The organism is Maribacter aquimarinus (assembly GCF_047345505.1).
Taxonomy (GTDB): domain Bacteria; phylum Bacteroidota; class Bacteroidia; order Flavobacteriales; family Flavobacteriaceae; genus Maribacter.
On sequence record NZ_JBLFEO010000006.1, the window covers coordinates 168,927 to 190,107 of the forward strand.

The window sequence follows — 21,181 nt, forward strand, 5'->3', positions numbered from 1 at the left end:
ATACAGAGACAACACAAAAAGCTGCACGTAGTTTTTCATTGGTCAGTGCCCGGGCACAAACACAACACACAACACCCCCCCCGACCAACCGAAATGGACGGGGAGACCATTGTTTAACAAAATCCCGATATGGTTCGGGTAAAAATCAATTGTATGATTCCAAAAGTTTTTAGAGAGGTCATTGACCTTGGGGATGGACGCGAAATCTCCATCGAGACCGGCAAACTGGCCAAGCAGGCCCATGGCTCCGTAGTGGTGCAGTCCGGAAAATGTATGTTATTGTGTACCGTGGTATCCAATTACGAGCAAAAGGATTTGCCGTTTTTGCCATTGACCGTGGATTACCGCGAAAAATTTGCCGCCTCGGGCAGGTATCCCGGAGGCTTCTTTAAACGGGAGGCCCGCCCCAGTGATGGAGAGGTACTTACCATGCGCCTGGTGGATCGCGTACTGCGCCCCCTGTTCCCTAAAGACTACCACGCCGAGACCCAGGTAATGATCCAGCTCATGTCCCACGACGAGGACGTGATGCCCGATGCCATGGCGGGGCTAGCCGCTTCGGCAGCCATACAGCTGTCCGACTTTCCGTTTGAATGTGCCATTTCCGAAGCCCGGGTGGGCCGCGTGAACGGGGAGTTCATCATTAACCCAAGCCGGTCCCAGTTGTTGGAGAGCGATATTGACATGATCATTGGTGCCTCTGCAGATTCCGTAATGATGGTGGAAGGTGAAATGGACGAGATCTCCGAAGAGGAAATGGTGGAAGCCATACAATTTGCCCACGAGGCCATCAAGAAACAGATCGATGCCCAAATGAGGTTGGCCGATGCCTTTGGAAGAAAAGAGGTACGGGAGTACGAGCAAGGGGAAGACGACCAGGACCTGGAAAAGAAAATACACGAGCTGGCCTATGACCGCGTGTATGAGGTGGCCAAGAAAGGCTCTGCAAAACACGAACGCGCCGAGGCCTTTGCCGCCATCAAGGAAGATATTAAATCCGGGTTCTCTGAAGAAGAACTCGAGGAAAAGGGCGATTTGATCTCCGAGTACTACCGCAAGGCGGAAAAGGCCGCAGTGCGCGACCTTACCCTTAACGAAGGAATGCGCTTGGATGGAAGAAAGACAGATGAGATCCGTCCCATCTGGTGCGAGGTGGATTATTTGCCCTCCACCCATGGTTCTTCCCTATTTACCCGTGGGGAGACACAGGCCCTGGCCACAGTGACCCTGGGCACCTCAAGGGAGGCCAACCAGATAGACATGCCCTCTTACGAAGGCGAGGAGACCTTTTACCTGCACTACAACTTTCCCCCGTTCTGTACCGGTGAGGCACGCCCCATTCGCGGTACCTCCAGAAGGGAGATAGGACACGGAAACCTGGCCCAAAGGGCGCTCAAGGGCATGATCCCCGAAGACTGCCCCTACACCGTGCGCGTGGTATCCGAGGTGCTGGAATCCAACGGCTCCTCTTCCATGGCCACCGTTTGTTCGGGCACCATGGCCCTGATGGATGCCGGCGTGCAACTGAAGAAGCCCGTTTCCGGGATTGCCATGGGCTTGATCTCCGATGCCGATTCCGGGAAGTACGCCGTACTGTCCGATATCTTGGGCGATGAAGATCACTTGGGCGACATGGACTTTAAGGTAACCGGTACCGCAGATGGCATCACGGCCTGCCAAATGGACATCAAGGTAAAAGGACTTTCCTATGAAATTTTGGTAAAGGCCTTGAAACAGGCACGGGACGGACGTTTGCATATCCTGGGCAAGTTGGTGGACACCATTGCCGCACCGCGGGAAGACGTAAAGCCCCATGCACCCAAGATGGTGACCACGGTTATTCCAAACGAGTTCATTGGAGCGCTGATCGGCCCCGGCGGCAAAGTGATCCAAGAACTGCAGAAAGAGACCAAGACCACCATTGTGATCAATGAAGATCCGGTGACCGAGGAAGGCATTGTGGAAATTTTGGGCACTGACCAAAATGGCATAGACGCCGTACTGGCCAAGATAGATTCCCTTATGTTCAAACCAAAATTGCACGAGACCTACAAGGTCAAAGTGATCAAAATGTTGGATTTTGGCGCAGTGGTGGAATACTTGGACGCCCCAGGAAACGAGACCCTGTTGCATGTATCCGAACTGGCCTGGGAACGCACCGAAAACGTTTCGGACGTGGTGAACATGGGAGACGAGTTTGAAGTACAGTACATGGGCACCGACCCAAGGACCCGAAAGGAAAAGGTTTCCCGAAAAGCCCTGCTCCCCAAACCCGAAGGCTATCAGGAACGGCCGCCGCGAGACAACAAAAGACGCGATGATCGGCGAGGACGGGACAACAGGGACCGCAAGCCGAGAAGGGACTAAATGTATTGACCCTACCCCTTTTTACCCAAAGGGGGGGGGGGGCATAAAAAACACCAAGATGCTGCCATTGGGCAAGATGTAAAGTGTGTTTTTACCGAAATTAAGATGAAAGCCCCGGCCCGTTGCCGGGGCTTTTTTTGCGCTCCATCGATAAAAAAGGCACTTTTTTGGGTGCCATTGTAACATTTCAAAGATTTCAACGTATAAGTATATGCAGTCTATGCGACTTAAACTTAATTTTCTTGAATGAGACAGCTTAAGATCACAAAACAGGTCACCAATAGGGAGACCGCCTCTTTGGACAAGTACTTGCAGGAAATTGGCAAGGTGGACTTGATTACCGCAGATGAAGAAGTGGAGTTGGCACAACGCATCAAGGCAGGCGACCAGATCGCTCTTGAAAAACTGACAAAGGCCAACCTGAGATTCGTGGTGTCCGTGGCCAAGCAGTACCAAAACCAAGGACTTACCTTACCGGATTTGATCAACGAGGGCAACCTTGGCCTGATCAAGGCCGCCCAACGTTTTGATGAAACCAGGGGATTCAAGTTCATCTCCTACGCCGTATGGTGGATCCGCCAATCCATTCTGCAGGCCTTGGCAGAACAATCGCGTATTGTGCGCCTCCCCTTGAACAAAATCGGGTCCATAAACAAGATCAACAAAACCTTTGCCTTTTTGGAGCAGGCCCACGAGCGCATTCCCTCTGCCGAGGAAATAGCCAAGGAACTGGACATGACCGTGGAAGACGTAAAGCAATCCCTCAAGAATTCCGGAAGGCATGTATCCATGGACGCGCCCCTGATCGATGGGGAGGACAGCAACCTGTACGATGTGCTGCGCAGCGGCGAATCTCCAAACCCGGACAAGGAACTGCTGCACGAATCCTTGCGAACCGAAATTGAGCGTGCCCTGGAAACCCTTACCCCAAGGGAAGCGGACGTGATTCGCCTTTACTTTGGCCTGGCAGGACAGCACTCCATGACCTTGGAAGAGATTGGGGAAACCTTTGACCTGACCCGCGAGCGCGTGCGCCAGATCAAGGAAAAGGCCATTAGGAGATTGAAACACACCTCCAGAAGCAAGATTTTAAAAACCTATTTGGGCTGATCGCCCTTTAATTTCAGGCCATCTTTTGCGGCCCATTGCAAATATGGCATATTAATTGTAATTTTAAACCTGACAACAGTTTATCATGACTGTTCGTTTTTTGATTGATGAATGAACTCCGGCTGATTACCGGAGTTTTTCATTGGTACCTTCCCGTGGGCAGGCAAAACCAATGACCTTGGGACAAGAACATGGCCCATAAAAAAACGATGCATGGAAAAACCGGAAAAAGAACAGCCCAACAACCCACTGCACGGGGTAAAACTCCAAGATATCTTGGAATACCTGACCTCCAAATACAGTTGGGAAGACTTGGCGGGACAGGTGAACATCAACTGTTTTAAAAAGGATCCCTCCATAAAATCGTCCTTAAAATTCTTGCGGAAAACCCCCTGGGCCAGAAAAAAGGTGGAATATCTGTACCTACAATCCATTAAAAGACCATGCCGTTGAACATTGTGCTCATTGAGCCCGAAATCCCAAACAACACCGGCAACATAGGCCGCCTGGCCCTGGCCACCAACAGTCACCTTCACCTGGTGGGGCCGTTGGGATTTGACCTGGACAACAAACGACTGAAAAGGGCCGGTCTGGACTATTGGCCGCACATTTCCCTGACGCGCTACGAGGACACCCACACCTTCTTTGAGCAACATCAAGAACAGTCTTTTGCGTTTTTCAGCAGTCACGCCACCAAGACCCATTGGGACCTGACCTTTAGCCAAAATCATTTCCTGGTCTTTGGCAAGGAGTCCGTTGGCCTGCCCAGGGAACTCACGGGGCAGCACCCGGACCACTGTTATAAAATACCCATGCACGGAACGCACATACGCAGTTTGAATCTGGGCAATTCCGTGGGCATTGTACTGTACGAAGGGCTAAGGCAACTGTCCCTCCCCAGGTACTAAAACTATTTTTTATGCGTTTTCCCTTGGGAACACCGACCTTGTGAACCTAAAAAAACATACCATTGGCGCCTTGCTGGGCCTCCTGTTTTCAGGACAACTTATGGCACAGGTAGTGGATGAGAGCATAAACGCGGTACAGGTGGGCTTTTTTGGGGCATGGCTGCACAATGAGTCCAAAATGGCCCCCAATTGGGCGCTACGATCAGAAGTTGGTTTCGAGGCCCCCGTGGCCAGTGGCCTCATAGGTGCCATAGACTATCCCGTCTTTGTGCCCACCCTTTCACTGACCCCAAAATGGTATTATAATTCCCGAAAGAGACAGGGCAATAGCCTCAACTACTTTCACAATAGCAGTAACTACGCAGCCGTGGGCTTACTGTACATTCCCACCTTTTTTAAGCTTTCGCCCCATGATGGGGCCACTATTGACGGAGGTTTCTTTTTGGTGCCCACTTGGGGGTTTCAGCGCAATATAAGTTATCGGCTAAATTATGAACTTGGTCTTGGGGTCGGCGTGGACGTGCACGAATTGTTCTTTACGGAAGAGCAGACCACCGATGCCGTGATACGCGTACAACTGCGCCTGGGCTACAAGTTTGGCAAACAGGCTTTTCAAGAGCCTTAAACCCTTTTGCGCCCGGGTTCTTGCATTTTAGGGGGCACAATGATGGGACGAAGCAACTTTTCCCTATTTTTGAGGGAAAAATCTTGCCTAAGATGTTACAACGCAGCCCCTTTGCCCTGATCTTTTCCATTTTCCTGCTTTTTTCTTGCGGCCGATCCACGGAAACCACCTCCAAGGAAAACGAGGAGCCTGTGCGCTTCCAGCTGCCGGACAATTTTGCACTGGAGCAATTGCACCATCCCAGTGCCGTTGGGCAGGGATCCTGGGTGGCCCTGGCCGCCGCACCGGGCAACACGCTGTACGCGAGCGACCAAAGGGGGAAGCTCTATCATATAAAATTGCCGGAGCTGAGTGGCAAAATGACACCCGATGACGTTGTTCCCCTTGCCCTGAACATCGGTGCCGCGCAGGGCTTGCTTTGGGCCCATAACGCCCTCTATGTGGCCGTGAACAAAAACTGGGACAACGGAGGGCAAACCACCGGGGAAAGCTACGGTAGCGGCATCTATAAGCTTACAGACACCACAGGGGATGGCAGCTTGGACCAAGTGGAGATGCTACTGAGGCTCGAGGGCAGCGGAGAGCACGGCCCGCACAGCCTGGTGCCCTCTCCAGACGGGAAAGAGATTTATTTTATTGCGGGCAACCATACCTTGGTACCGGAACAAATAAAAAAAAGCAGCCGCGTGCCACTGCATTGGGGAGAGGACAATCTCTTCGCCCCTTTTCTGGATGCCCGTGGCCACGCCACCGACATCAAGGCCCCGGGAGGTTGGATCGCCAAATTTACCCCGGACGGATCCCATTGGGAACTGGTATCGGCAGGATACAGAAACCCGTTTGACCTTGCCTTTAATCCGGATGGGGAACTCTTTACCTATGATTCGGACATGGAGTGGGACATAGGCATGCCTTGGTACCGCCCCACCCGGATATGCCACGTGACCAGCGGTAGCGAATATGGGTGGCGCACCGGATCGGGCAAATGGCCCGCGTACTATCCGGACAACTTGCCGGCCGTACACAATCTGGAACAAGGGTCTCCCACGGCCGTGTTGCCCGGGGCGGCACTTCATTTTCCCCCTGAATACCAAAACGGTCTCTTTGTCATGGACTGGAGCTTTGGCACCGTGTACCATATAGACCTTGAGCCCCAGGGAAGCTCCTATGGGGCCAGTCGCAAAGAGTTTTTTTCGGGCGCTCCCCTGCCCCTTACCGATATGGTGGCCGGAGAGGACGGCCACCTTTATTTTGCCACTGGCGGAAGAGGACTGGACTCACGGTTGTACCGCCTGCATTACAAAGGGCATTTGGAGCCAACGGCACCTACGGGAAATGAAGAAGGCAAGGCACTGAGGGAACTTCGCAGATCATTGGAAGCCCACCACAGCGGTGAGCCCAATAAAAACGCCATCGCATTGGCTTGGCAGCATCTAGATCATGAAGACCGGTTCATACGCTATGCCGCACGCCTTGTGCTGGAACACCAACCCTACGCCCTCTGGAAAGAAAGATGGCAAAGGGAAGCCGCTCCCACAAAACAGATCGAAGCCTCCATTGCCCTGGCCCGGAGCGGGACACCGGCAGAAAAGCAAGATTTGCTGACGGTTCTTCAGGGCATTCCTTTCCAGGAGCTAAAAGATAGGGAACAGCTGGATTTTTTAAGGGCCTGTTCCCTGAGCTTTATACGGATGGGCGATCCCGGGACGGCCCACAAAAAGAACCTTGTTGAAAAATTGGGCCCACATTTCCCGGGCAAGAACAGGGCCATTAACAGGGAGCTGGCCCAACTGCTGCTCTATGCGGATGCGCCCGGTATCCTTGATCGGCTGGTGCAACAACTGCAACACCATACCCAGCAGGGCACCGTGGGCGAGGAAGCGTCCCTGCTCAGTGAAGAGACCACCTTGAGAAGTGAACAGTACGGCCCCCTTATCCGGGAGGTCATTGCCCAGATGCCCCCAAGTGAAGCCATCTTCTACGGGATGCTCCTGAGCAACGCCACAAAAGGGTGGACCAATGCCTTGCGCGAAGATTACTTCTCTTGGTATTTTGATGTACTGGACAGCAAGGGCGGCAGGAGCTTCAAGGCCTATATGGAAGATGTGCGCCAACGGGCCCTGGCCCAGGTTCCAGAAGCGGAAAGAACGCATTATCAAGAACTCTCGGGCGTGTACAGCCCCGCCACCGACATAGCTGATCTACCGGAGCCCATTGGCCCTGGCGGCAACTACAGCGGAGACGATATGGGCAGCATTGTCTGGGGCTCCCCCGGGACCGAACCCTCTTTTGAGGCCGGCAAAAGAGCCTTTGCCGCGGGCATGTGCATTGTTTGCCATAGAATGAGGGGCGAAGGCGGTGCCTCCGGGCCCGACCTGACGCAAGTGCACACCAAATTTGGCCGCGGAGACCTCCTTTATGCCATTTACAGCCCCAACGAAGATATTTCCGATCAGTACGCCAATACGCTTTTCACGATGAAAGATGGCAAAAAACTGGCGGGCAGAATAAAATCGGAGGGTGCGGATGGGATTGTCTTAATGCCCAACCCCTTCAACGAGAACTACACGGTTACCCTGAATCCAGAAGAAGTTGCAGAGCGGGGCCTGTCCCCCATTTCCCCAATGCCCGCTGGCCTGTTGAACCGGCTCAATGAAAATGAAATACGCAACCTTTTTGCCTACGTCCAGGCCGGGGGCGATGCCACACACGAGGTTTACACAAAAAACCAATAAATAGCCACTGCCAGAAACGGCGAAGCTATAGCTTAATCCTTATTTTTGCAGTACAATGGCAAATTAGGATTATGAACAAGGTAAAAATTGCCCCATCGCTCCTCGCTGCCGATTTTGGAAATTTACAGCGCGATGTGGAAATGGTGGAACGCAGTACTGCAGATTGGCACCATATTGATGTTATGGATGGGGTGTTCGTCCCCAACATATCTTACGGAATGCCCGTGCTAAAGGCCATAGCAAAGCACGCCCGCAAACCTTTGGACGTGCACCTGATGATCGTGGATCCCGATCGCTACGTCCAAACCTTTGCCGATCTGGGATCTTCCGTCTTAACGGTGCACTATGAGGCGTGCACGCATTTGCACCGCACGCTACAGGCCATAAGGGCAACCGGAATGAAGACGGGCGTGGCCCTGAACCCACATACCCCGGTCGCCCTTATGGAAGAAATCATCAAGGACGTGGACGTGCTCCTGATCATGAGCGTTAATCCGGGCTTTGGTGGGCAGTCTTTCATAGAGAACACTTTTGAGAAGGTACGGACGGCAAGACAGCTCATTGAAAGAAAAGGGGCCAACACCCTCATTGAGATAGATGGCGGGGTAAACGCGGACAATGCCAAGGCACTTGTGGCTGCAGGGGCCAATGTGCTGGTTGCCGGCAGTTTTGTGTTCAATAGCGCACATCCGGAAGACACCATAAATGACTTGAAAAAGTAATGGAGCAAAAACCCTTTGACGTAGCGATCATTGGCGGCGGACCCATTGGCATTGCCTGTGGCCTGGAGGCCAAGAAAAAAGGGCTCTCCTATGTTATTTTTGAAAAGGGGCCCATTGTGAATTCCCTCTTCAACTACCCGGTGAACATGCAATTCTTCTCCTCATCGGAAAAATTGGAAATAGACCATATTCCCTTCATTAGCAAAGAGGCAAAACCCAAAAGGGACGAGGCCCTGGAGTATTACAGGCGGATTGTGACCAACAATGACCTTAACATGCATCTTTTTGAAAAGGTGTTGCACACGGAAAAAGAGGGGAACACCTTTAAGATAAAAACGGACAAAGCCCGGTACATGGCCCAGAACATTGTTGTGGCCACCGGGTTTTATGACCTTCCGAACCTGCTGAACGTACCGGGCGAAGAGCTGCCCAAGGTAAGCCACTACTACAAGGACCCGCATTTTTATGCCGGCCAGAAAGTGGCGGTGGTGGGAGCCAGCAACTCGGCCGTGGATGCCGCGCTGGAATGTTGGCGAAAAGGCGCCAAGGTGGACCTGGTCATCAGGGGAAAGGAAGTGGGCCAGCGCGTTAAGTATTGGGTGCGGCCAGACATCATTAACCGTATTGAGGAAGGCAGCATCACCGCGCACTACAACACCACCATAAAGGAAGTAAAGGAAAACGAGCTCCTTTTAAACACCCCAAAAGGGGAACAAGTGCTTTCCAACGATTTTGTACTGGCCCTAACGGGGTACACGCCCAATTTTGACTTTCTAGAACAGATGGGCATTGCCTTTTCCCATGATGAAAAAAAACGGCCCGTTTATGACCCCGACACCATGGAAACCAATGTGGCGGGAATTTTTTTGGCGGGGGTGATCTGCGGCGGTATGGAAACGCATAAATGGTTCATTGAAAATTCCAGGGTGCACGCCAAGCGCATTATGGAGCACCTTCACACCCACCGATCCCTTAAGGCTTCTTGAGCAGGGACACAAAGTTATGTGCGGCAAACACCAAGTTGTTGTAAGCGTCTTCCTTGGCCTGTTCCATGGAGCCCACTTTTTTTAGAATGGAAACGGCATAATCAAGTCCCCATTTGCGCTGTTGTTCCGCGCTGAGCAGAACCTCTCCGCAAAATGCGGCCACGGGCACCCCTTTTTCGCATGCAGATTGCATCACCCCGGCCAGGGTTTTTCCCTGTAAGGTCTGTTCATCCAGGCGCCCCTCGCCAGATATGACCCAATCTACCCCGTTGAGAGCCTCATTGAAATGAACCAATTCCTTTACCAGATCGATGCCTGGGTGCAGGCTGGCATTACAAAAAGCCATCATACCGCCACCGATACCTCCTGCCGCACCGGCACCCTGTGCTTTCTGAAGATCCAGTCCATAACGGTCCATTACCAAATTGGCCAAGTGGCGCAGGCCCAAATCCAAAGCGTGCACCTCTTCTTGGGAAGCCCCCTTTTGGGGGGCGTAAACGTGGGCTGCGCCATCAGGGCCGTACAACGGCGCCAAGACATCACAAGCCACTTTTATGGTGCTATTGGCCAATTTAGGATGGCATTTTTGGTCCGAGATATGGGAAATATGGCGCAAGTTCTTGCCCACGGCTTGCAATTCCCGGCCACGTGCGTCATAGAAAACATAGCCCAAAGCCGCCGCGATGCCCATACCGCCATCGTTTGTGGCACTGCCGCCAATGCCCAAAACAATTTGGGTGGCACCCATTTCCAGGGCGTGCGCAATGAGTTGCCCCGTTCCATAGCTGGTAGTGTGCATGCAATTGCGTTCAGACGCACGCAACAGGCGGTATCCAGATGCTTTGGACAGTTCAATAAAGGCCAAGTGCTCTTCCGGGCAATACAGATAATTTGTGTTGATTTTTCTAAATAATGGATCAAACACCTCAACGTTTACCCAACTTCCCTTAAAGTGCCCCGCAACTGCATCCAAAGTGCCATCCCCACCATCGGCAAGAGGTTTTTCAACATACACGGCATCAGGATAAACCATGGAAATCCCTTCTTTTACCGCTTTGCAAAACATAAAGCCGTCAAGGGAGCCCTTAAACTTGTCCGGTGCCAATAAAAACGTTATCCCCATAAGTTAGAACCATAAAGTTAACCAAAAGTGAGGCGAATGGCCTACGGCAAAGGTAAGATGAAAACGGGCCTTACCTGATTGAATGGCTGATACGGTGGATTCCTGCATCAATTTATCTTCTCCCACGAAAAACCATTGCTCTGAAGCCATAAAATGTTTTCCCTGGGCGGTAGTACCCTCACAAATTGTGACGCTTCATCGTAGTAGCCCGGATTAATGTTCAAGTTGATGCCGGGAAGTTTTTTAATGATGTATATGCGGCCCGTGGCCCCACCGGCATCGGGCAAGAAGAAATTGACGTCTCCAGAGGGCGGATCGTTGATGAGTACGGTATGGTGTTGTTCGTTGACACCTAGATCGCTCCCCCCCATAAATGTAAAGTTGGTGGTCATGGACCCATTTACGTGAAGAGTGGAATTGGGCACTGCCGTGCCCAGGCCCAAGGCATTGGCAGCAGCGTCCCAATGCAGGTTGGCGTTGTCTTCAGTGGGGGCACCGTCCTCTTTGGCAAAAAAGACCGAACCCTCTCTCCCTTCAAGTGCCGTACCGCCAGTTATGGTAGTGGTAACACCGTTCTCATTGGTATAGTCATAAGTGCCATCTCCATTGTCAGTGAGGATGGTCTCTGTTTCCGGTGCCCCGTTAAAGGTACTGGTACCACCGTTGGCGTTCACGAACGAATAGGTACCGTCCCCATTGTCCTCAAGGGTAAGCCCGGCCCCTTCCTGGCACAAACTGTTCCATTGCGCCCCATTGAAAACAAAGGCACATTGGCGGTCCGTATTGTACACCAAAGCTCCGGGCAACGGCTCCAAAGCCTGCATCTGTGCATTGTTCACCCGGGTGAGCACCAAAGTCTTGGACGTGCTCTCCAGTTCCAGCAAGGAACCTGCATCGATCTCTTCAGGGGCATCCCCAATTTTCACCTGTGCGCTAAGGTATCCCGTGACAGCTAGGATAAGTAAAGGATATAAAAATGTTCTCCCGGTAACCATACTCTGTAAGTTTCCAAAAAGCATATTCGCAAAATAGGCAAATAAATCATTCCATTGGGCAGATGGGCAGCCCGACCATACGAAAAAAGGGACAATCTGGATTTCCACAGCCCGAGCGGATATGAAAAAACCCGGGCGAATGGTCTTTCTATTGGTAGTCATGACGCTTGAATGTGATAAATGATACGTGATTGACCTAAACCTCCCATTATTAAGGGTGTACTGTGGCGAAACGTTGCCCCAAATGGGCCGGCAGTGGCCTTAAGGCTCCGTTCACAGTCCAACGGCCACTATTCGTAATGGCGCTGGGTAAAATCGAGTATCACTTTTTCCCAAGTATTGCGCATAGCGTGGGCGTGGGAAGCCTTGGCCATTTTTTTTCGCAACCCGGGGTTTTTCTGTAAGGTTTCAATGGCGTTTGCAATGGCCTCTGCCGTTCCCGGGGTTTCGGTGGGATCAATTTTTATGGCGCAAGCCTCGGGCACCAGATTCCGCGCCCCGCTTATATTGAGCACTACCAAGGGCAGGCTGTGGGCCATGGCTTCCATGATCTGTATGCCCAAGGTGTCCCGCAAGGAACAGAACAACATCACATCTGCCTCTTTGTAATAACGGGCCACCTCACTATAAGGTATTTTGCCCACAAGGTTCAACTTGTTCTTGTCCAGTCCATATTCCCTGGACCAGGTGTCTATCTGGTGGTTATGCCTGCCATCGCCCACCACGGTCAGTTCAAAGGGCACCGAATCTGGCAATAAAGAAAGGGCGTGCAGGGTAAGGTTAAGCCCTTTTCTGGGCAGCAGCCTACCGATCCAAATAATGTTCAGCTTTTTATGTTCTTCGCCCCGATCGGTATAGGGAAGGGCATTGTACATTTTTGGAATGGGATACATTGTGGCCAAGTGGCTTTTCTCCCGGGCTTCATCATAATGTTTTTCCAACAGAGCCTTGGTCTCTTGATTGGTGCTCACAATAACGGCGGCGCGCTGTATGGTCTTTTTGAGACCGGTACTGCTCCTTAGCATAAAATTGGACACCCGTTGTCTTAAAAGTTCCGTTATCCAAGCTTTTCCAAAATACCCTTTAAAAATGGGGAGTGCCATTTGCCCCCCGCCCACAGGCCCAAAAATAATTTTACAGTCCTCTACATCATAGAGGGCAGAACCTTGCTGCAAACTTCCATAGGTGGCGTGGTGGGCCACATCAAAACGATACTTTGCATGCAGTTTTTTGGCCATCTTGCTGGCCTTTCGCTTCCAGAGCCAATAATGCAGATAAACGGTTTTTCCCGAGGGATCGAAAAGCAACCGATCAAGACCAAAGGGAAGGTTCACAAAGACAAAGTGCAAATTGCTCAGGCCCGTCTCTTGATGGTGGGCAAGTATGTGTTCCCGATCTTCGAAATTGGTCATGCAATAAACAGTGTACCCGAGCTCTGCCAGTCCCACGGCCCAGTTCCAACCCCTGCCCTCCTCAGATCCTTTGATGGGGGAACAGGCGTAAGCACTTAACAATATGGTCTTTTTTTGCATCATTTGCTTTGCTCGGTACTAGGTTTAAAGGTCATCCCTGCGGGTTTGTCCCACGGGCTTTGGCGGCCCCATTGCACTTCTGCGCTTTGTTTTCTTCAAATCATTGATGTGCCCGGTCGTCTGATAAATGAGATCCATCCCTTTTAAATTGTATTGGTAAAGAGATCGGTAATAGGCCCCTTGGGACAGGTTTGCGGACCACTGCTCACATTCCTTGTCCTCCACCAGTTGCAATAGGGTCTTGGCCAGGGCCTCCGGGCTGTTCTCTTCCAGCACCATCCCTGTCTTTCCGTGGTCCACGTACTCGGGCAAACCGCCCACATTGGAGACCAACACAGGACAGTTCATGGCATAGGCCGTCATGATCACACCGCTTTGGGTGGCATCCAGGTACGGGCACACAATGAGTTTTGATTTTTGGATGATGTCCACAATTTCCGCATTGGTAAGGAATTTGTTCTCAATGGTGACATTGGGTAGATCCAGACCCAGAAAATCGGGTTGATAATTTGCAATCGTTTTTCCGCCAATATGAAACTGCACATCAGGTCTTTCACGGTGCACAATGGCAATGGCATCCACAAAAATCTCAACGCCCTTGTATGGGGAGATACGGCCAAAAAAACCAATGTGTTCCCCAGCACCCATCTCTGAATTACGGGAGAAGCTCCGATATACGGTATAGGGCAACAATTTAATGTCCACCACTTTTTTGTTGCGGCCCAATTGTCTCTGCAACGAGGTTTTACTGTGTTCTGAGAACACAACAAAAGTGCTTATCATGCGGTACAGGGCAAACCTGTACATATAGGGCAGCAACCGGAACTCTCCGGAGTGTACTTCCGGATCGTGCACATTGAGCACCAGTTTCTTTTTTCTCCCATAAAAAAACGGTAAAAGAAACAATTGTCTGGAAGAAAAATCATCCAAATGGATAAAATCTGGCCTTATGGCACGTATAAACTTCTTTATGGCCTTGCCCACCTTAAGTGTGGGCAACACCTTTTTGGAAGGATAACAACAAAAATGGAAGCTGCCCAATTGGGATGCAAATTCAACCAAATACTCCAGCCCCCATTGCTTTTCCACACTGGCAAATGGGATCAACGGCGGGTATTCTTCCAACTGGGCCTCAATGTGCAGGATATTGGCTTTTAACTGTTTTGGGGACAGTTCCACCAATAAGTGCACCTCATGGCCGGCACCGGCCAAGAGCTTCACTTGCTCCAGGGCGTTGTCCAAATAATACACCTCTGTACAATATATGATCTTCATGTATGCTTTATCTTTTTGGGCCTTTTTGTAAAATTAAATTTAGAGGGTTGCTGTACCATTAAGGATTTTTTGATGGTTTCCCATTACCGTTGGGCAAGGGCATTTCTTCCATCCGTGGTGTTTCCATGCCCCGAAAGACAAAGTAACCGGTACCGCCCACCACCAACCAAAACAATGGAAATAGGTACCATGCCCAAACAACCCCGGAAAGGGCCATATAACCCAACACCAAAAACACGGACACCCCCATGAACAGTATGATATGCCGCCCACCAATTACGTCCCGTCTGTACAATACCACATCTTGTGACAGATGAAAGATTATAAAGGACACCAAAATGCTATAATTTACCACGGAGAGCGACTCATAAAAATAAAGTCCCACAATGCACAAAAGGGTATTGATCAGGACACTGTTCAGGTTAAACCACATGTCCAGCTTTTCCAGTTTCATCGCAATTAGGATATTGGCTTGCAACAAGGCCGTGGGAAACACCAGGAGGGTAAAGAACATTTCTTTGGCGTAAAGTGCCGTATCTGCATATTTCTCCCCAAAAATCCAGGGAAGCAGATCGGCCGCAAAGGAATAGGTAAATGTAAATGCCAAAAGTCCATATCCCATAAGGAACAGGAATATTTTTTGGTACATGGACTTTAACTCATCCATCTTATTGTCCATGATCAGGGACACAAATTTTGGCAGCAAGGTAGTACTGACCACCATGGGCACCAAGGTGGCCACCGTAAAGATTTTGAAGGAATTCTCAAAGTGCACCACATCTTTTAACGGAAGAAATTTTGAAATGATCAAAGCGGCACTTCTCCAATAGACCACGTACAAGCTTCCAATGACCGCAAAGGGCCAGTACTTGTGCAGCACATCGCGTACATAGGCAAAGGGAAGATCGGCTTTCCAAAAGCCCGTGAGCACTATGCCCTCTGCAGCCCCTATGCGCAAAAAGAGGTTCAAGGTCAGAAAACGTATGGCCACCATGACGATGACCAAGCTGAAAATGGAAATGGGGTACAGGTAGAGAAAGCAGGCCAACGAGAATTTTGCCAGTGCCTCAATGGTAAGCACTTTAACCGTTTTTTCTTGGGCATACTGCGCAATGTTGATGCTCTTAATGGAGTAAATGATATTGTCAAAAACAATGTTTACCGCAAAGAGAAGCGATAATATGCGCACCGTGGTATCTTGATAGAGCGCAAAGGCCAGAATGAGGTTGACCATAAAAAAGAAAAGCCCAAAGAAGACCTGCATCTTCATGAACTTGGCCACCAGCGCGTTCTTGTCCGACACCTTCACCACTTCCCTTATGAACCACTGCCCTAGGCCCATTGCAGAAAAGGCCACGATCATCTGGTAGAGGGAATTGGCAATGACGTATTGGGCAAAGTCCGCTACCTCGTAGAATCTGGCCACAAGGACATAGAACAGGCTCAGGAGAACGTTCTGCACCAGGCTCCCCGTGAGGCCCCACATGCTGTTCTTAACGATTTTTGATTTAAAGTCTAGGCCCATTCTTTTAACTGAGTACTTGCTGGTTTTGGTTTTTGGAACGCGTCACGGGGTCCGTTTCAATGAGATGTTCTGCCAAACGCAGGGCAAGGGCCACGATGGTCAAGGTGGGATTGGCGTGGCTGCCGGTTGGAAACACAGAGGCCCCGGCCACGTAAAGGTTTTCCATACCGTGCACCCTGCAATCTGCATTGACCACCCCAAAGTTGTCATCGGCGGCCATTCTGGTGGTGCCCATTTGGTGCGAGCCCGAACTAAAATTGTTGAAAGAGTCCCGAACAAATTGGTCCAGCGCTTTCAAATCAACGTGGATCTCCCCTTCCACATTTTTGAGATATTGTTCCTTAAAGAGAAGATAGCTTTCTACCACCGTTTTAACATCCATGTCATTGAAGGCCATCTGCACCTTGGCCAAGGGCATCCCGTGGGCATCCACCCGATCCGGCGCCAAGGTAATGCGACTATCTGGATGTGGCACCTGTTCTGTCTGGAAATACAATCCCAATTGTTCACTGTTCACCGATTTCAGGATAAAGGGGAGCCGCCTCTTTTTAAATCGTAAACCGGACAAATGGATCAACTGGGGCAACTGGCCCCATATCTTGGAAAGCACCACTTTAAGGTGCCATAGAAGCATCTTTTTGTCATTTTTCCATAGTGCCAAACGCGTTTCTCCCGTTCTTGGGGTGATAAAGTTTCGCAGCCATTTTACGGTGGATATCAAAGAGAAGAGCGGATCTTGCTCTTTTTCATCGTTATGGAGACTGTGCAGAAACATCACTGCATTGCCCATTTTCCTTTCCCGTTGGGCCTTTGCGGTAATTACCCAACGTCTGCGGCAACCAACACCGTCCTTGTCCGTCTCAAAATCGTACAGGATACTTTTGCGGTCCTTTGGTGCCACGGCACCAAAAAAGCCATCGTGGTGGCACATATAGTACCGGCCCACCACGTCCTTTTCATTACCGATGCCGTTGGGGTGGTGCCCATTTTTGGAGGCCAATAAAATACGGGCATTTTCAATGGCGCCCGCTGCCAGCACATAGTGGTGCGCCACCACCTCAAAATCCTTTTCCCCTGCCCGGGCAGAAATGGCGGAAACGGAAGATTTACGCTCTGCCGTGTCTATACCGGTGGCGTGGGCATTGACCAAAACCTTGATGTTCGGGGCCGCTGCCAGCTCTTTCCCATAGTCCTTGGCAAAATTCACGGGAGTGCTCCAACGCTCCAGTGCATTGGAATGGATGTCTTCATTGTCCAGGCCCGTTAAGATCTCTTTTGGGGTGTTGGGAAAGGTGGTCGGGGCCTTGAAATTGAACTCGCCGGCCTTGCAGAGCGCCATGGCCCGGGGATAATGTTTGGCCACCTCATCATAGTCAATGGGCCAGCCACTAAATGGGACATGATCCCTTTTTTCAAAGTCAATGGCATCAAAGGGGATACAGCGGCCGCCCCAATCCAGTGTGGACCCACCATAGGCCCTTCTGCGTTTTTCCCTGAGATCTTCATGCGTGCCCTTTGGCTCAACCACGCCTTTGTACAAAGACCTGTTTTTTAGGGTTTCCCTCCTTTTGCCACCAGTGAGCACCACCACCCGTTTGGACGTACCGATAAACTGTAGGGCAATGGCAATACCGGCGGCACCACTGCCTATGATACAGACGTCTGCCACCATAATTTGGCCATTCCGAATCTCATTGGTATTGATGATCATTGCGTTTTCTTCTTGGTTCACAAAAACGGCTCTCTTGCGTTTTTGTCCCTATGTCACAGGTGTATAAAATGGAGGGAATCGGCCAGATAACCCCATAAATCCGTCCCGGTATTACACTTGCCTAAGCGTAATGCCGTCTTCTTCCAAAAATAATGTGTTGAAATCATTGCACATTTGTTGGGCCACGACCTTTCTGGAGAATTTTTGGCCCAACAGAACATTGTTCTTGCCCATTTGCTCCCTGAGTTCCTTGTCCCGGTACAATTGTTCCATTGCGGCGAGGATACTGTCCACACTCCTGCCATCGACCCAAAGACAATGCTCGGGTTCCGTTAGGTGATCTGCGGCGGCCCTGACTTTTGTGGTAATTACAGGCATACCGCAAGCCACCGCCTTGAACAGGGCCATGGCAAAACCTTCATCACAACAGGTAGGGTACACCAGAGCATTGGTATTGGCAAAAAAGTGATCACACTCGTTCTCGGGCACAAAGCCCAACAACCGCACCTGCTCTTTGATTCCCAAACGTTCTATTTCTTCCTTTAGCGCCCCAAAATCCTCGCCATCTCCCGCAAACAGAAAAAGACATTCATCTCTGGATGCAAACCTGGAAATGGCCTTGACAATGTTAAAGATGCCTTTATCGGCAATCATTCGGCCCGCAAAAAAGAAGGTGAACCGGCCCTTGTCCAGATCATATTTTTCACGAAACTGCCCAGAGGCCACCGATCTTCTTGGGTCTATGATGTTACAGGTCACAAAGACCTTTTTTGCAAAACGCGGTGCCACCGCTGCAATCTCGTCTTTTTCCACTTGCGAAAGAAAAAACCAGAGGGCCACCTCCTTTTGCAGGTAGGGAATGACCATACGGTTCAGGAAAAAGGATTTCTGTGTTAGGATGTAGAGGTCAGAACCATGGGTCTTAATGGTAATTTTGAGCCTGCGCCAGTACAACAGACGAATGATGAGAATAGTGATGAAATCCCTGGTGCACCCAATTTTCTCGAACCTTGAATTTAGGTAGAGGACATGGGGCCGTACCTTGTACAGCCTTCCCACAATGGCAAAGGCATTGTAGAGCACGCCCATTAATTTGTTGAATACGCTCAGCCGGTCATTGTTGCGGGTGTAGCCAATGGTTTCGCAGTCATAGCCCAGTTCCCTGAGCCCATATACTTCATCCATGGCCAAATTGACATGGTTTTTGGGTGGTATGCCAAACAAGATGGTCCGTTTCATTCAAAAAGTTTTTTATCCTTTATCAAGGTCACCACCTTTTGTGAAAACAGCTTGGAACCGCTTTCATTGAGGTGAATGTCGTCCACAAAATATTTCTTCTCCTTGGGGAATGCCTCTGGTTTTGAGAAATCATAAAAATCCGTGTTCTGCCGCTCGCAGATTTCCTTTATGGTCTGTACCATAAAATCGTCCGAATTGTCATGTATTACGGGCGAAAACACTACCACCAAAGGTACTTTTTCTGCTTGGCACAGACTTAAAAATGCTTTGAAGTGCTCCACTTTCTGGTTGTCCAGTGGGCATGGTTCCCTAAATTCAAGATTGGGCACATTTTTGAACGCCCCCTTCCCCGGCGTGTAGCCCTTTTCCTGGTCAGTGGCACTGTCGTTTAGCAGCAGCCCTTTGGCCACAATGGCCACGGTGGAGTTGAACGGATAGAGCCGCGATACGTTCTTGTAGGGTTCGTACGCCCCTCTTAAATGCAAGGTTTCCCGTATCTCTGGATGCTCTTTATAATAGGGCAACAGCACGGAAAGCCGATCATAGTCCCGCTGATCGTAACAAAGGGTGCCATAGAAATCATAGACAATGAGCTTGGGTCGGTACCGCTTTAACACGGCCTTTAAGACGGCGGTTTGGTAAAAAACATAACTGCCATCCTTTCCCGTATTGAAAAAAGAGGTGTTCAACCCTTTCTCAAACACTTCGGGCACATAGTGGTTTCTTGCCCTGGAGGACCCAAAAACCAAAACATCTTCCTTGGTCTCTTGCAAGGCGTGGGTCATTAGGGAGTGTTCTCCCTGTTTTTGGGAAAAATAAAGCTTGTGCAAAAGGCTCCCCAAAGCAAAATCCACCAGAACCAGCAGAAGAACCCCAAATAGTATATTTAAGATAAATTTTCGCATTTCAAAACTGAAAATATATGAACTGTCCGCCATCAAAGACCCCCAACAAAAGGATCAAGACCACCACCGTGGTATAGGACAGATAACGAACAGGCTTGGATGTACTTTTAAAAAAGATTCTGGCATTTGGAAAAAACTCGTCCCGGGCGTCCTTGAGAAAAAGGATGCCAATGCCCAAAAGCCCGTAAAGGAAATAACTTCTCTCTCCGATAAAGAGCTCCCCTTTGGCCGTAACCATTCTTGTTACCACCACCAAGGCATCATCAAAAGAATTGGCCCTAAAGAAGATCCACGAAAAACAAATGAGCAAAAAGGTAAGTGCCACGTTGCCCGCATATCTCATCCCGGCCGGTACCACGTCCCTTTTACCACTGGGCGCAAAGGGCAAGACTTTGTTCAGCACTTGATATATTCCATTTAGACCTCCCCAGACAACAAAAGTCCAATTGGCACCGTGCCAAAGGCCACTGACCAGAAAAGTGAGCATTAAGTTGGTGTAGGTCCTGACCTTCCCATTTCTGTTCCCTCCCAAGGGAATGTACACATAGTCCTTGAACCAAGTGGACAATGAGATGTGCCAACGCTGCCAAAAGGCGGCACAAGAAGGTGCAAAATAGGGTCTTTTAAAATTGGTCATTAAATCAAAGCCCATGATTCTGGCACTGCCAATGGCTATATTGCTGTACCCGGCAAAATCACAATAGATCTGCACGGCAAAGAACAAAGTGGCGGTAATTAGGGTCATGGAACTGTGGTACTCCACATTACCATAGACGGCGTTTACATATATGGCCAAACGATCGGCCACCACCACTTTCATGAAATATCCCCATATCATAAGTCGCACCCCACTGGCCGCCATGTTGTAATTGAACGGGGCGTGGTGCCTAAATTGCGGCAGCAAGTTTTTGGCGCGCTCAATGGGCCCCGCCACCAATTGGGGAAAAAACGAGACAAAGAGCGCATAGATCCCAAGATGTCTTTCTGCTTTTATATCGCCACGGTACACATCTATGGTATAGCCCACCGCCTGAAACGTATAGAACGAAATGCCCACGGGCAACAAGAACCCAAACTCCGGTAGGTGCATTCTAAGGCCAAAGTCCTCCAAAAATCCAAAAATGGCCGTGTTGAAAAAGTTGTAATACTTAAATAAAAAGAGAATGCCCAGATTAATGATGAGGCTGGCCGTTAAATAACGCTTTTTCTGTTCTTGACGGACCGCCCGTTCCATCTGCAGGGCACAGGCATAAGTGACCAAGGTGGACGTAAATATGAGCAAGGCATAGACCGGCTGCCAGTTCATATAAAAATAGTAACTGGCCAAAAGCAGCAGCAGCCATCTGTACTTGGCCGCAATGCCATGGTACAAAACACAAACCAATGGGAAAAACAATAAAAAACCAAAGGAGTTAAAGAGCAT

At 50.1% G+C, this 21,181-nt stretch carries 17 protein-coding genes; 8 read left to right on the forward strand and 9 right to left on the reverse strand.

Annotation, left to right across the window (positions count from 1 at the left end; genetic code table 11):
* Nucleotides 1-153 precede the first annotated feature (153 nt).
* The 8 genes from ACKWCC_RS06520 to ACKWCC_RS06555 all read left to right on the forward strand — a co-directional run bounded on the left by ACKWCC_RS06520 (nt 154) and on the right by ACKWCC_RS06555 (nt 9,453).
* Complete coding sequence (locus tag ACKWCC_RS06520; RefSeq protein WP_413995103.1) at nt 154-2,367, forward strand: polyribonucleotide nucleotidyltransferase; 2,214 nt, start codon at nt 154-156, stop codon at nt 2,365-2,367.
* Nucleotides 2,368-2,613: 246 nt separating this feature from the next.
* On the forward strand, nt 2,614-3,477 hold the full coding sequence (locus tag ACKWCC_RS06525) for a sigma-70 family RNA polymerase sigma factor (protein ID WP_094997794.1): 864 nt from the start codon (nt 2,614-2,616) through the stop codon (nt 3,475-3,477).
* 213 nt (nt 3,478-3,690) lie between these two features.
* Entirely contained in the window at nt 3,691-3,930 is a 240-nt protein-coding gene (locus ACKWCC_RS06530) for a VF530 family protein (RefSeq protein WP_413995104.1), read from the forward strand.
* Complete coding sequence (locus tag ACKWCC_RS06535) at nt 3,921-4,385, forward strand: tRNA (cytidine(34)-2'-O)-methyltransferase (protein WP_413995105.1); 465 nt, start codon at nt 3,921-3,923, stop codon at nt 4,383-4,385. Before ACKWCC_RS06530 ends, ACKWCC_RS06535 begins: the two co-directional genes overlap by 10 nt.
* Nucleotides 4,386-4,425: 40 nt before the next feature.
* Nucleotides 4,426-5,010 carry a hypothetical protein gene (locus tag ACKWCC_RS06540; RefSeq protein ID WP_413995106.1) on the forward strand — a complete coding sequence of 195 codons (585 nt, stop codon included), beginning with the start codon at nt 4,426-4,428 and terminating at the stop codon, nt 5,008-5,010.
* Nucleotides 5,011-5,102: 92 nt separating this feature from the next.
* On the forward strand, nt 5,103-7,745 hold the full coding sequence (locus ACKWCC_RS06545; protein ID WP_413995107.1) for a c-type cytochrome: 2,643 nt from the start codon (nt 5,103-5,105) through the stop codon (nt 7,743-7,745).
* A gap of 71 nt (nt 7,746-7,816) precedes the next feature.
* The gene (rpe, locus tag ACKWCC_RS06550) at nt 7,817-8,467 is read left to right on the forward strand and encodes a ribulose-phosphate 3-epimerase (protein ID WP_413995108.1); all 651 of its coding nucleotides are present in this window, start codon (nt 7,817-7,819) and stop codon (nt 8,465-8,467) included.
* Nucleotides 8,467-9,453, forward strand: coding sequence for a YpdA family putative bacillithiol disulfide reductase (locus ACKWCC_RS06555; protein ID WP_413995109.1), 987 nt, complete (start codon nt 8,467-8,469; stop codon nt 9,451-9,453). Before rpe ends, ACKWCC_RS06555 begins: the two co-directional genes overlap by 1 nt.
* Here the strand turns inward: ACKWCC_RS06555 and ACKWCC_RS06560 are convergent.
* From ACKWCC_RS06560 to ACKWCC_RS06600, 9 genes are all read right to left on the reverse strand, one after another.
* Nucleotides 9,440-10,576, reverse strand: a complete 1,137-nt coding sequence (locus ACKWCC_RS06560) for a glycerate kinase (protein ID WP_413995110.1) — start codon at nt 10,574-10,576, stop codon at nt 9,440-9,442. The genes ACKWCC_RS06555 and ACKWCC_RS06560 overlap by 14 nt on opposite strands.
* Before the next feature lie 107 nt (nt 10,577-10,683).
* A complete protein-coding gene (locus ACKWCC_RS06565; protein WP_413995111.1) occupies nt 10,684-11,502 on the reverse strand; it encodes a hypothetical protein in 819 nt (272 codons plus the stop codon).
* A gap of 359 nt (nt 11,503-11,861) precedes the next feature.
* A complete protein-coding gene (locus ACKWCC_RS06570; protein WP_413995112.1) occupies nt 11,862-13,106 on the reverse strand; it encodes a glycosyltransferase family 4 protein in 1,245 nt (414 codons plus the stop codon).
* Nucleotides 13,107-13,127: 21 nt separating this feature from the next.
* Nucleotides 13,128-14,378, reverse strand: a complete 1,251-nt coding sequence (locus tag ACKWCC_RS06575) for a glycosyltransferase family 4 protein (protein WP_413995113.1) — start codon at nt 14,376-14,378, stop codon at nt 13,128-13,130.
* 58 nt (nt 14,379-14,436) lie between these two features.
* Complete coding sequence (locus ACKWCC_RS06580; RefSeq protein ID WP_413995114.1) at nt 14,437-15,903, reverse strand: oligosaccharide flippase family protein; 1,467 nt, start codon at nt 15,901-15,903, stop codon at nt 14,437-14,439.
* A 4-nt stretch (nt 15,904-15,907) separates the two neighbouring features.
* A complete protein-coding gene (locus ACKWCC_RS06585; RefSeq protein ID WP_413995115.1) occupies nt 15,908-17,635 on the reverse strand; it encodes a GMC oxidoreductase in 1,728 nt (575 codons plus the stop codon).
* Between the two features lie 90 nt (nt 17,636-17,725).
* Nucleotides 17,726-18,853: a glycosyltransferase family 4 protein gene (locus ACKWCC_RS06590; protein WP_413995116.1), complete on the reverse strand. Its 1,128-nt coding sequence runs from the start codon at nt 18,851-18,853 to the stop codon at nt 17,726-17,728.
* Entirely contained in the window at nt 18,850-19,638 is a 789-nt protein-coding gene (locus ACKWCC_RS06595; RefSeq protein WP_413995117.1) for a hypothetical protein, read from the reverse strand. Before ACKWCC_RS06595 ends, ACKWCC_RS06590 begins: the two co-directional genes overlap by 4 nt.
* A 121-nt stretch (nt 19,639-19,759) precedes the next feature.
* On the reverse strand, nt 19,760-21,181 hold the full coding sequence (locus tag ACKWCC_RS06600) for an MBOAT family O-acyltransferase (protein ID WP_413995118.1): 1,422 nt from the start codon (nt 21,179-21,181) through the stop codon (nt 19,760-19,762).

Coding starts and splice junctions, on each gene's coding strand:
- ACKWCC_RS06535 (WP_413995105.1), top strand. CDS start 3,921: ATGCCGTTGAACATTGTGCTCATTGAGCCCGAAATCCCAAACAACACC.
- rpe (WP_413995108.1), top strand. CDS start 7,817: ATGAACAAGGTAAAAATTGCCCCATCGCTCCTCGCTGCCGATTTTGGA.
- ACKWCC_RS06545 (WP_413995107.1), top strand. CDS start 5,103: ATGTTACAACGCAGCCCCTTTGCCCTGATCTTTTCCATTTTCCTGCTT.
- ACKWCC_RS06575 (WP_413995113.1), bottom strand. CDS start 14,378: ATGAAGATCATATATTGTACAGAGGTGTATTATTTGGACAACGCCCTG.
- ACKWCC_RS06600 (WP_413995118.1), bottom strand. CDS start 21,181: ATGCTCTTTAACTCCTTTGGTTTTTTATTGTTTTTCCCATTGGTTTGT.
- ACKWCC_RS06580 (WP_413995114.1), bottom strand. CDS start 15,903: ATGGGCCTAGACTTTAAATCAAAAATCGTTAAGAACAGCATGTGGGGC.
- ACKWCC_RS06530 (WP_413995104.1), top strand. CDS start 3,691: ATGGAAAAACCGGAAAAAGAACAGCCCAACAACCCACTGCACGGGGTA.
- ACKWCC_RS06560 (WP_413995110.1), bottom strand. CDS start 10,576: ATGGGGATAACGTTTTTATTGGCACCGGACAAGTTTAAGGGCTCCCTT.
- ACKWCC_RS06590 (WP_413995116.1), bottom strand. CDS start 18,853: ATGAAACGGACCATCTTGTTTGGCATACCACCCAAAAACCATGTCAAT.
- ACKWCC_RS06525 (WP_094997794.1), top strand. CDS start 2,614: ATGAGACAGCTTAAGATCACAAAACAGGTCACCAATAGGGAGACCGCC.
- ACKWCC_RS06555 (WP_413995109.1), top strand. CDS start 8,467: ATGGAGCAAAAACCCTTTGACGTAGCGATCATTGGCGGCGGACCCATT.
- ACKWCC_RS06520 (WP_413995103.1), top strand. CDS start 154: ATGATTCCAAAAGTTTTTAGAGAGGTCATTGACCTTGGGGATGGACGC.
- ACKWCC_RS06570 (WP_413995112.1), bottom strand. CDS start 13,106: ATGATGCAAAAAAAGACCATATTGTTAAGTGCTTACGCCTGTTCCCCC.
- ACKWCC_RS06595 (WP_413995117.1), bottom strand. CDS start 19,638: ATGACCCACGCCTTGCAAGAGACCAAGGAAGATGTTTTGGTTTTTGGG.